This window comes from Ruegeria sp. AP12 (assembly GCF_056540025.1).
This window is the reverse complement of the sequence record NZ_JBQFVZ010000001.1, coordinates 22,859-34,003: the sequence shown is the minus strand read 5'-3', so window position 1 is coordinate 34,003 and position 11,145 is coordinate 22,859. Positions and strand designations below refer to the sequence as shown.

Annotated in this window: 8 protein-coding genes; 5 read left to right on the top strand and 3 right to left on the bottom strand. The window is 60.0% G+C overall.

Going from position 1 to position 11,145, the window contains the following annotated elements:
* Positions 1 to 13: 13 nt before the first annotated feature.
* Together ACR0E6_RS00175 and ACR0E6_RS00170 are read right to left on the bottom strand one after the other, a co-directional pair.
* Positions 14 to 643, bottom strand: coding sequence for a glutathione S-transferase (locus tag ACR0E6_RS00175; protein ID WP_170520407.1), 630 nt, complete (start codon positions 641 to 643; stop codon positions 14 to 16).
* Positions 644 to 662: 19 nt separating this feature from the next.
* On the bottom strand, positions 663 to 1,160 hold the full coding sequence (locus ACR0E6_RS00170) for a class I SAM-dependent methyltransferase (RefSeq protein WP_480580023.1): 498 nt from the start codon (positions 1,158 to 1,160) through the stop codon (positions 663 to 665).
* A gap of 233 nt (positions 1,161 to 1,393) precedes the next feature.
* Between ACR0E6_RS00170 and ACR0E6_RS00165 the strand changes: the two genes are divergently transcribed.
* The 5 genes from ACR0E6_RS00165 to ACR0E6_RS00145 are packed head-to-tail and all read left to right on the top strand — an operon-like array spanning position 1,394 to position 8,614.
* Positions 1,394 to 3,166: an ABC transporter ATP-binding protein gene (locus ACR0E6_RS00165; protein ID WP_170454494.1), complete on the top strand. Its 1,773-nt coding sequence runs from the start codon at positions 1,394 to 1,396 to the stop codon at positions 3,164 to 3,166.
* Entirely contained in the window at positions 3,159 to 5,069 is a 1,911-nt protein-coding gene (locus ACR0E6_RS00160) for an ABC transporter substrate-binding protein (RefSeq protein ID WP_170520401.1), read from the top strand. Before ACR0E6_RS00165 ends, ACR0E6_RS00160 begins: the two co-directional genes overlap by 8 nt.
* Before the next feature lie 13 nt (positions 5,070 to 5,082).
* Positions 5,083 to 6,111 (top strand): ABC transporter permease, encoded by a 1,029-nt coding sequence (locus tag ACR0E6_RS00155; protein ID WP_170454498.1) that lies wholly within the window; start codon positions 5,083 to 5,085, stop codon positions 6,109 to 6,111.
* On the top strand, positions 6,108 to 7,262 hold the full coding sequence (locus tag ACR0E6_RS00150) for an ABC transporter permease (protein WP_170454501.1): 1,155 nt from the start codon (positions 6,108 to 6,110) through the stop codon (positions 7,260 to 7,262). The genes ACR0E6_RS00155 and ACR0E6_RS00150 overlap by 4 nt, the downstream gene beginning before the upstream one ends.
* Complete coding sequence (locus ACR0E6_RS00145; protein WP_480580018.1) at positions 7,259 to 8,614, top strand: CoA transferase; 1,356 nt, start codon at positions 7,259 to 7,261, stop codon at positions 8,612 to 8,614. The genes ACR0E6_RS00150 and ACR0E6_RS00145 overlap by 4 nt, the downstream gene beginning before the upstream one ends.
* Positions 8,615 to 8,701: 87 nt before the next feature.
* Here the strand turns inward: ACR0E6_RS00145 and ACR0E6_RS00140 are convergent, their stop codons facing one another.
* Complete coding sequence (locus tag ACR0E6_RS00140) at positions 8,702 to 11,074, bottom strand: mechanosensitive ion channel domain-containing protein (protein ID WP_480580015.1); 2,373 nt, start codon at positions 11,072 to 11,074, stop codon at positions 8,702 to 8,704.
* Between the last annotated feature and the right edge of the window lie 71 nt (positions 11,075 to 11,145).

Here is an 11,145-nt window from a genome sequence, read left to right as displayed (position 1 = left end):
GTTTTGGCTGCTTTCAAAGACTGGCGCTGGGCCTGGATTGAACCGTGTGAAACCACGTTTGCGTGGCGGTATTGCCCTCGGGTATCCGCATTTTGATCACGCGCGCGAAATCGACGAAAACGAAGGTCGAGATATCGGCGAGGCTGAAGGTATCCCCGGCGACAAAGGGGCTCTCGGCCAATCTGCCCTCAAGCAAGTCAAAAAACGCCCCGACACGTGCCGCACCACGTTCCGCCAGTTGAGGGATCTGGGCGTAATCGACCGGACCGGGAATGGCGCGATCCTTGAAGGCCGGATGCGCGTTCCGCAGCGCATCGGCAATCGGGGCACCGCCCTGTTGTTCGACAAGGGCGTGCCACATTAACACCTGGCCTTTTTCGTCAGGTGTACGCCCCATCAAGGGCGGTTCGGGAAAGCGCGCCTCAAGATAGGCCGCGATTCCCAGGTTTTCCGTCAGGACCGCGCCTTCGTCCGTCACCAGAACCGGCAGGGTCGCGCGCGGGTTCACCGCCAGAAACGCATCCTCCAGTTGCTCGCCCTTGGCAATCGAGACCTCGCGCGTTTCGATGTCGATCCCCTTTTCGGCGATAAACATGCGGGCCCGGCGCGGGTTTGGCGCGGTTGAACAATCATAGAAGATCATCGGTTGGGTCCTTTTCGGATCATCGGCGATAGACGAAACAGCGCCTCTCAACGGCCCCTTCGGGCAAAGGCAGTTCAGTCAGCGTTTCGAAATACATTCGGTCACTCGACACCATCAGCCCGCCCTCGGCCAGCAGCGGCTCGATCAGCGGGGAAACAAGGCGCGCAAAGGCATCGTTCTTCTCGCGATTATGCCCGCCAAGATCCGCGTGGATCAGGCTGGCAGACGCGCCGAAACGCGCGACCGAGGCGGGCAGCGTCTCGCGCACATCGCCCAGAATGACCCGATCCTCGGGCGGGGTGCTGTCCGGGTGCGAGGCCACCGCGCGCTCGAACACGTAAACCGGGCGGTCCTGAATGTGCCGGATCATGTGATGATAAGTCCGGCCATTACCCAAACCCAGTTCGAATACCGGCCCCTCCATCCCTGCGGTCTGCGCTATCGCAAAATCCAGACAGGCGCGCTGCGACACCATGCGGTCGATGAACAGATCCAGACGGCTTTGATTCTCGGACACGGGGAAATCTCTCCTTGATACCGCTCACCAGCATAGACGCAGGCGGCTGTGCACTAGATGACAAAAACTCAAGAGTTTGTGTAGCAGCGAAGACATAACTTTCATATTCCCGAGACATTTCAGTCTAAGAACGGGTTTGACTAGACGGGCGGAACCGCGCGACACTGACTAAAAAATCACGGGGAGTTGATACAGCCGATGCTACCGTACGGCCAACGGGGTGGAAAACCCGAATGAGCGCGTTGTTGTCCGTCAAAGACCTCAGCATTGGTTTTGGCGTGGGTGATCCTGTGGTCACAGACGTGAATTTCGACGTCGATGCCGGGCAGACGCTTGCCCTTGTGGGCGAGTCCGGGTCGGGCAAGACTATTTCCTGCCGGGCAGCGCTGCGCATCCTTCCCCGAACCGCACAGATTCGCAGCGGCTCGATCATTCTGAACGATTCCAAGGGCACCGCTGATCTTGTAAAGATCGGCGAGCGTGAGATGCGCGGCATTCGCGGCAATCGGATTTCGATGATTTTTCAGGAGCCCATGCGCTCGCTGTCGCCGCTGCACAAGATCGGCAATCAGGTGAGCGAGGTTCTCTGGCTGCATCGCGGCGCGTCCGAGGCGCAGGCCCGCAAAGAGGTGCTGACGCAGTTCGAACGTGTCGGTTTCCCCGATCCTCAGCGCGCCTATGACTCGTACCCGTTCGAACTGTCCGGCGGTATGCGTCAACGCGCGATGATCGCGATGGCGATGGTGGCCAAGCCTGAACTGCTGATCGCGGATGAGCCGACAACCGCGCTGGACGTGACAACACAGGCGCAGGTGCTTGGGCTGATCAAGGAATTGCAACGCGAAACCGGGATGGCCCTGATCCTTGTGACTCATGACCTTGGCGTGGTTGCCAACATGGCCGAGCAAGTCGTGGTCATGCACAAGGGACGCGTGATGGAGGCCGGCCCCGCCGCGCCTATTCTGACCGCGCCGGCGCATCCTTATACCAAACAATTGTTCGATGCGGCGCCCGAGATTCCGGATCAGGATGCAGTCGGAATACCGATGCCCGACGAAGACCTGATCCTGCAGATGAAAGGGGTTTCCAAGACCTACACAATGCGGGCCAGCAAGGGCTGGCAGGCAGATAAGGAAATTCATGCCTGTCGCGGCGTCGATCTGAAACTTGCGCGCGGCAAGACGCTGGCCATCGTAGGTGAAAGCGGCTCGGGCAAGACCACCGCGGCCCGGATCGCCCTTGGTGCGGAACTGCCCGATCCGGGCGGAGAGGTGCTGTTCCGCACCTCCGCAACCGAAGACCCGATCCCTGTTCACAAAATGAGCCGCGCCCAGCGCACCGCCTTTCAGCGCAAGGCGCAGATGGTGTTTCAGGACCCCTATAGCTCGCTCAGCCCCCGCATGCGGATTCAGGATGCGATGACTGAGCCGTTGGAGATTCACCGGATCGGCTCGACTTCGGAACAGCGGGACAAGGCCGCTGAGATGTTGCAACGCGTTGGTCTGAACGCCGACATGCTGAAACGCTACCCGCACGCCTTTTCCGGCGGACAGCGCCAGCGCCTGTCCATCGCCCGCGCCATGATGCTGGACCCGCAACTGATTGTGTGTGACGAGCCGACCTCGGCGCTGGACGTGTCGGTGCAGGAACAAATCCTGACACTGCTTGAGAACCTGCAGGACAGTCTGAACCTGTCCTACTTCTTCATCTCTCACGACCTTGCGGTCGTGGCGCGCATTGCCGATGAGGTCGCTGTGATGCGCCGGGGGTTGATCGTTGAACAAGCCCCACCCGAAACCCTTTTCTACAATCCGCGCCACCCCTACACCAAGGCGTTGATTGCCGCTCAACCAGAACCCGACATCAACCGCCCGATCGACCTGAAAATGGTCTCATTGGGCGCCGGCGCGCCGGACAGTTGGGATGAAGCCTTTCGTTTCTCTGACACCGTGATACCTTCACTTGTGGAATTGGAGCCGGGCCATAAGGTACGTTGTCATGTTTAAGACCACTCGCCATTTGTTTTTTGCCGCATCGCTGGCCTTTTCTTCGACCTTGGCCGCCGCAGCGGAAACACCAACCCCGCAAGAGGCCGAATACTGGGCCGCAAAGGTTGATGCCGGAGACTTGCCACCGGTTACCGAACGCTTGCCAAAAGAGCCTTTGGTCGTCGATCTGGCCGCCAAAGGGCGCGAGTTCGGAACGCCCGGCGGGACCCTGCGCACCATGGTGACCCGGTCCAAGGATATCCGCCAGATGGTCGTTTACGGATATGCCCGTCTGGTCGGCTTTGACGAGAATTACGAGATTGTCCCCGACCTGCTGGCCTCGTTCGAAAACGAAGGCAACCGCAAGTTCACCCTGAACCTGCGCGAAGGGCACAAGTGGTCGGACGGCTCGCCCTTCACTTCCGAGGATTTTCGCTATTGGTGGGAAGATGTTGCCAATAACGAATTGCTCAGCCCCTCGGGCCCGCCGGACTTTCTGATCGTCGAAGGCAAAACACCCACTGTTTCATTCCCGGATGAGACCACCGTGATCTTCGAATGGGATGACCCCAACCCGGACTTCCTGCAATCGCTGGCGCAGGCCCGTCCGCCGTTCATCTACCGGCCCGCTGCGTTTCTGAAACAATATCACGAGAAATTCGCGGACCCGGAAGAACTGGCCTTTCAGGTCGAAGATGCCCGCGTCAAAAGCTGGGCGGCGCTGCATAACAAGCTGGATAACCTGTATAAATTCGACAATAGTGAGTTGCCTACCTTGCAGCCCTGGTTGAATGCCAGTTCGGGCAAGAAGATCCGGCACAGCTTTATCCGCAACCCCTATTACCACCGCGTCGACTCGAACGGTGTGCAACTGCCCTATATCGACGTGGTCGAGATGGAGATTGTTGCCCCCGGACTGGTTGCAGCCAAGACCAACGCAGGGGAAAGCGATTTGCAAGGCCGTGGTCTGGCGTTCCGCGATGCCTCGATCCTGAAAAAGGGGGAAGAGGTTGGCAACTACAAGACATTGCTGTGGAAAACCGGCGTAGCCTCGCAGATCGCGATCTATCCCAACCTGAACTACTCGGACGAAGCTTGGCGCAATGTGCTGCGCGACGTGCGTGTACGCCGTGCACTGTCGCTGGCAATTGATCGCAACACGATCAATCAGGCGCTTTACTTCAAGCTGGCAAAGCCGATGGCGATGTCGGTCCTGCCCGCCTCACCCTTCTACAGTGAGGAAAACGCCAAGGCCTGGGCCGACTTCGATGTCGATCAGGCAAATGCCCTGCTGGACGAGGCCGGGCTGGATCAGCGCGACAAGAATGGCATCCGCCTGCTGCCCGATGGCCGCCCCATGGAACTGGTGATCGAAACCGCCGGTGAGCGACAAGAGGTTGAAAACGCCCTGCAAATCGTCACCGACACGTGGCGCGAGATTGGCGTCAAACTGGTGATGCGCCCGCTGGACCGCGACATCCTGCGCAACCGTGTCTTTGCCGGGAACACCATGGCCTCGGTCTGGTTCGGGTGGGATGACGGGTTGCCGCAGGCCCATACGTCGCCGTCTTATCTGGCACCGACCGATCAGGTCTTTTTGGCCTGGCCGAAATGGGGCCAGTATTATCAGACCGGTGGCGAGGTTGGCGAAGCCCCCGATATGCCAGAGGCCGAGCGCCTGATGGAACTGGCCCATGAATGGGAGATCGCCACCACGGATGAAGAGCGTGAGGCCGCCTGGACCGAAATGCTGAATATCCACGCCGATCAGCTTTATGCCATTGGCATCCTGAACGGCGCACCGCAGCCTATCGTCGTCTCGAACCGTTTGCGCAATGTTCCGGAACAGGCCATGTGGGCGTGGGAGCCCGGCGCGCATTTCGGCGTTCACCGCCCGGATGAGTTCTTCTTCGCCGACTGACAGGAGCAGCTAAATGGTCATGCTGCGCTATGCGGTGTATCGCTTTTTCACGATGCTGCTGACCCTGTTGGTGGTCTCGGTCCTGATTTTCGTGATCATCAACCTGCCGCCCGGCGACTATCTGAGCAATCAGATCGCCGAACTTCAGGCCTCGGGCCAATCGGCAGGCGTGGCCAAGGCCGAGTTCCTGCGCACGGAATACGCGCTGGACCGCCCGATGTGGGAGCAATACCTGATCTGGATGGGGTTCTGGCCCGGCCCGCACGGCTTTTCGGGCATGTTGCAGGGCAACTGGGGCTGGTCCTTTGAATTCGACCGCCCGGTGTCCGAGATCGTTGGCGATACGCTGTGGCTGACCGTTGTCGTGAACCTTGCCGCGATCCTGTTTGTCTATGCAGTCGCCCTGCCCCTTGGCGTGATTGCCGCCGCGCGGTCGCGGACATGGATCGACTATACCTCGGCCTTTGTGGGCTATCTGGGTCTGGCGACGCCGAACTTCCTGCTTGCGCTGATCCTGTTTTACTACGGGCATCAGTATTTCAACTTGCCCATCGGTGGGCTTATGGACCCCAAATTCGAAGGCCAGCCGATGAGCTGGGATAAACTCAAATCCATCCTGATCCACCTGATCGTGCCAACTTTCGTCATCGGCACATCCGGAGCCTCGGCCATGATGCAACGCCTGCGGGCGAATATGCTGGACGAGTTGGGCAAACCTTATGTGGAAACAGCCATCGCCAAGGGTATGGCCCCGTCCCGAATGCTGACCAAATACCCCCTGCGCGTGGCCTTTAACCCCTTCGTGGCCGATATCGGCAACCTGCTACCCTCGATGGTGTCGGGCTCGGTTCTGGTCTCGGTCGTTCTGGGCCTGCAGACCATCGGCCCGACCCTGCTGACGGCGCTCAAGACGCAAGATCAGTTCCTGTCGGCCTTCATCCTGATGTTCGTGGCCTTGCTGACGCTGATCGGCACCATGATATCCGACATTCTGCTGGTGATGCTCGATCCACGCATTCGGTATGAGGGGCGCGAAGCATGACCGACCGCCCCGATGATCGCTTTGTCGATGACGCCCCGTTCGACCCTCAAGCCTCGGTCCAGCAGCTGGAACGTGCAGATCTGGACGCGCCAAACTGGGTGCTGGTCTGGCGCAAGTTCAGAACACATAAGCTGGGCCTGATTTCGGGCATCTTCCTGTTGCTGTGTTACCTGATGCTGCCCTTCGCCGGGTTCATCGCGCCCTATGGCCCAAATGACCGGAACGGCGAACACCTTTATGCTCCGCCTCAGTCGATCAACTGGTTCCACGAAGGGGAATTCAAAGGCCCGTTCATCTATCCCATCGTGGCCGAGGCGGATCTGGAGACGTTCCAGTGGAAATTCGTTCCCGATACCGAAGACCCGCGCCCGATTCGGTTCTTTTGCGAGGGGTCTGAATACCGGCTGGCCGGCCTGATCAAATCCGACACCCACCTGTTCTGCGCCCCGGACGGCGCAACCCTGTTCCTGTGGGGTTCGGATCGGCTGGGCCGTGATGTGTTCAGCCGCATCCTTTACGGCGCGCAACTGTCCCTGACCGTGGGCCTGATCGGCATCTCGGTCTCATTTTTTCTTGGTATCCTGTTCGGGTCCATGGCCGGGTATTTCGGCGGGCGCATCGACTGGACCATCAACCGGGTCATCGAGGTCCTGCGCTCTCTGCCCGAGCTTCCCCTGTGGCTGGCCCTGTCCGCCGCCGTGCCATCGAACTGGAGCCCGGTTGCGGTGTTCTTCATCATCTCGATCATTCTTGGCATCCTCGACTGGCCCGGCCTCGCCCGATCCGTGCGCGCCAAATTCCTGTCCCTGCGGGAAGAGGAATATGTCCGCGCAGCCGAGATGATGGGGGCCAGTTCGGGGCGAGTGATCCGCAAGCACCTGCTGCCCAATTTCATGTCTCACCTGATCGCCTCGGCCACCCTGTCGATCCCGGCGATGATCCTTGGGGAAACGGCACTATCCTTCCTGGGCCTCGGCCTGCGCGCACCGGCGGTCAGTTGGGGGGTGATGCTGAACGATGCGCAGAACCTAGCCTCGATCGAGATCTATCCGTGGACCGCCATCCCGATGCTGCCAATCATCGTCGTTGTTCTGGCCTTCAACTTCCTCGGGGACGGATTGCGCGACAGCCTTGATCCCTATCAGCAATGAGCCTGCTTGCCTCCTTACCGGCGTCCGACGGCTATCGCACCACCGGGTCCGGGGTTTTGCCCAGCGCCTTCGCGGTCTCTGAGCTTGCAACTGCCAGCCTTGCCGCCGTGGGTCAGGAGGTATCGCGCCTGATGGTGGCGCTGAACCTGACGCCGACAGCGCCAGACATCGAGGTCAACCAGCGTCTGGCCTCGCTCTGGTTTCGCTATTCCTTCAAGCCCGATGGGTGGCAAATGCCCAGCCTGTGGGACGCCATCGCAGGGGATTACCGCGCCGCAGATGGCTGGATTCGGCTGCACACCAACTTGCCGCACCACCGGGCCGCCGCGCTGAAGGTCCTGGGCACCGAGGCCGACCGGGATGCGGTCACGCAGGCCCTCAGGTCGTGGTCCATTGGTGATCTGGAAAACGCCATCGTCGCGGAAGGCGGCGTTGCCGCTGCAATGCGCAGCCGGGTCGAGTGGCAGGACCACCCCCAAGGTCGTGCAGTCGCCCGAGACCTGCTGATCGGATGGCACAGCCCCAGACATATCACGCTGCGTGATCGGCCCCAGGCCACCGCTGAACGCCCGCTGGCAGGGTTGCGCGTGCTGGACCTGACGCGGGTTCTGGCGGGTCCGGTCTCGACCCGTACGCTCGCCGGGCTTGGGGCCGACGTGTTGCGCATTGATCCACCGGATTGGGATGAACCCGGCGTGATCCCCGATATTTCTCTGGGCAAGCACTGCGCTTATCTGGACCTGAAATCACCTGATGGGCTGGCGCAACTGCAGGCTCTGCTGGCCGAGGCGGATGTCTTTGTCCATGGCTACCGTCCCGGTGCTTTGGACGCCTTGGGCCTGACCAAATCCAAGCGGGACGAACTGGCCCCGAACCGAGTCGAGGTCACGTTGGATGCCTATGGCTGGCAAGGCCCCTGGGCCGGGCGGCGCGGGTTCGACAGTCTGGTGCAGATGAGCGCCGGAATTGCGCATACAGGTATGGGCTGGGCGCAGGCGGACAAACCAACCCCGTTGCCGGTTCAGGCATTGGATCATGCAACCGGATACCTGATGGCAGCCGCTGTCCTGTCTGCACTGGCCGAGGCGGCGCAAAGCAACTCGGTCATGCATGCGCAACTGTCCCTTGCCCGCACGGCCGAGCTTCTTGCCGTTTTGGGCAAGACCGAAGCAGCGGACGAAATCGGGGAAGTCACAAAAAGCGACTATTCCAAAACCATGGAAAATTCAGGCTGGGGGCCCGGATACCGGCTGAAACCGCCCCTTATCGTGGGCGGGACCGAACTGCGCTGGCCCCGTCCCGCCAACAAACTGGGCACGTCCGATCCCGTCTGGCCGACGCCGCCCCCCTGACACACCCGCCGCGCGGCACGCGCGGCCCGGCCCAACGCTTTGGGTGGCGTCTCGTCAGAGACGCAGACCAAAGGGGCGGGAGAGCACCTAGCGGTCGTCGCCGCCGGGGCCGATATCGTCCAGATAATCCTCGTCAATCGCGGCCTGAACAGCGCCGGTTACCGCCTCGCGCTGCTTTGGTGTCAGGTCTTCGGCGTTCTTGTCATCTGCCAGCCGCACAGTGACCTCGCGGTGGGCAAAACGGATACCTTCCCGCGCAAACAATTCGCGTATTTCCTGATAGACCTTCTTGCGCACCAGCCACTGATCGCCCGGTTTGGTCATGAACTTGACCCGGATGATCATCGCGGAATCCTGCATCTCGATCACGCCCTGCGATTTCAGCGGCTGGATAAAGTTCTCGCCGATCACCGGATCGCTCAGCAATTGCTGGCCCAGCTTCTTGATCAGTTTGCGCACCTTTTCCACATCGGTGTCATATGTCACTCGCAGGGGCAGCTTCATGATTACCCAATCGCGGGAATAGTTGGTCAGAACCTTGATCTCACCAAAGGGAATGGTGTTCAGCGCGCCCAGATGGTGGCGCAACTGGAACGACCGGACCGAGATCTTTTCGACCGTCCCTTTCACATCCCCAATGTCGATATACTCGCCCTTGCGGAACGCATCATCCAGCAGGAAGAACGCGCCCGAGAATATGTCGCGGACCAGTGTTTGCGAGCCGAACCCAACGGCCAGACCAACCACACCAGCACCGGCGAACAGCGGGCTGACATTGATGCCCAGTTCCATCAGCACGATCAGCACAATCGTGACCACGACAACGGCCAGAATCGCCCCCCGGAACAGCGGTAACAGAGTCGCCAACCGACTTTGACCGCCTTCGCCACCTTCATCGCCCAGTTCGGCCTCGGTCCCGTCATCGGATTCTTCGGCGATTTTACTGTCGATCCAGATGCGGAAGAAGTTGAACAGGATGTAGCCGATGAACAGGATCACCATGACATCCAACGCGCGCCCGACGGGCAGGTCCTCGCTCCAACTGGCCTCGGGGTTCCAGATCACGACCAGCGCGTACATACCGACCACAAAGGCCAGAATACCGGCCACACGGCGGGCCAGATCCTCGTAGGTCAGGATCGTGTGCTTTCGTTGCGTGGCCTCTGGCGTGTCCGAAACGAGTTCGCCCTCCAGAGGTTCGTCCGCCGTGGCATTCTTTTCTTCGATCTGGCGGCTGCGGTTGAAATAGCGTTCCAGCAGATAGTTCATCGCACCATAGGCCACGACGACGGACATGAAGATCGCGTAGCTGCTGGCCACAATCGGGACCGAGTTTTCATTCTCCAGAACCAGATCCACTGCCAGCTTGAACCAGCTGAATACCATGTAAATGATCAGCACCGGGGCCCAAGCGAATGAGATGAACCGCAAGATCCACGACACCTGACCGGGCGCGCGCCCACCCCGGATCGCATTGGAAATGGCACCTGCATTGAACAGGATCATCAGGATATTGCCCAAGGCCCCCACCATGGTCAGACCACCATAGACCATGGCATAGACATTGTAGTTCAGCCCGAAATCCGCCACCCAGGTCGAGAACATGACGACCGAGATGTCATAGGTGGCCAGTGCCGACGCCCAGATATACAGCCGCTTCGCGTTGCGGTCGGAAAAGGGCGGCAGGCGATATTGGCTCAGATACGGCGACAGCACCATCCGCCACAGGTCGGACACCGTGCGTGACAGGAAAAAGGCTGTGAAGATGGCCGTTACCGTGAATTGGATCGAGATATCCTCGGCCTCGCCAAAAAACAGATACCCGACGATCAGGGCCATCAGCATCGCAAATATGGTTCCGCCGATTCCCATCAGGAAGCGGAACACAAGGAACGGCATTTTTTCGCGATAGCCCTGGGGGTTTTCTTTGCTTCGGGCCACGACCCAGCGTTTGGCAAAGCGTTTGCCGTAGATTTCCGTCGACAGCCATCGGCCCAACAAAAGGAACAGGACGTTCCAGACCAGAACCTCGACATAGGTCTGAATGCGCCCATCGGGGCTGGTTTGGCGCAGGACGTACTGAACCTCGAATACCGAATAGGGCAAGGCTTCCAGGCGCGAGGCGACCGACTCGCGGAACTTCGAAAACCGCTCTTGCGCCCGCATCAGTTGCGATCCGTCGGCCATTGGGTTTTCTGCCGAGTCCTCGGACGCAGCCCCTCCGCCAGAGGTCGAGGTCACAACCTGCCCCGCACTGTCGATCACGATGACGCTGGCGCCAGCCTCGCTGGCGGCGCGGATCGCGGCGGCCAGATCGCCTTCGCTGGCTGTCTCGGTCTCGTCAGTTGATCCTGTCGGATAACCGGGGATCAGAGAGGTTTGCGCAGAAACGCCAACGGGCAAGACCAGAAGAACGGTCAGCAACGCCAGGATCAATCCAGCCAGAAAGTTAGGTTTCATAGGGTCTTGCATCCTAAACTCAAGATGCCGCTCAGAATACAGAACCCTTACGCTCTGTTCAAACCATCACG

Excerpts from the sequence above, each read along its gene's own strand:
- ACR0E6_RS00175 (WP_170520407.1), bottom strand. The coding sequence starts at position 643 with ATGATCTTCTATGATTGTTCAACCGCGCCAAACCCGCGCCGGGCCCGC.
- ACR0E6_RS00165 (WP_170454494.1), top strand. The coding sequence starts at position 1,394 with ATGAGCGCGTTGTTGTCCGTCAAAGACCTCAGCATTGGTTTTGGCGTG.
- ACR0E6_RS00160 (WP_170520401.1), top strand. The coding sequence starts at position 3,159 with ATGTTTAAGACCACTCGCCATTTGTTTTTTGCCGCATCGCTGGCCTTT.
- ACR0E6_RS00155 (WP_170454498.1), top strand. The coding sequence starts at position 5,083 with ATGGTCATGCTGCGCTATGCGGTGTATCGCTTTTTCACGATGCTGCTG.
- ACR0E6_RS00150 (WP_170454501.1), top strand. The coding sequence starts at position 6,108 with ATGACCGACCGCCCCGATGATCGCTTTGTCGATGACGCCCCGTTCGAC.
- ACR0E6_RS00145 (WP_480580018.1), top strand. The coding sequence starts at position 7,259 with ATGAGCCTGCTTGCCTCCTTACCGGCGTCCGACGGCTATCGCACCACC.
- ACR0E6_RS00140 (WP_480580015.1), bottom strand. The coding sequence starts at position 11,074 with ATGAAACCTAACTTTCTGGCTGGATTGATCCTGGCGTTGCTGACCGTT.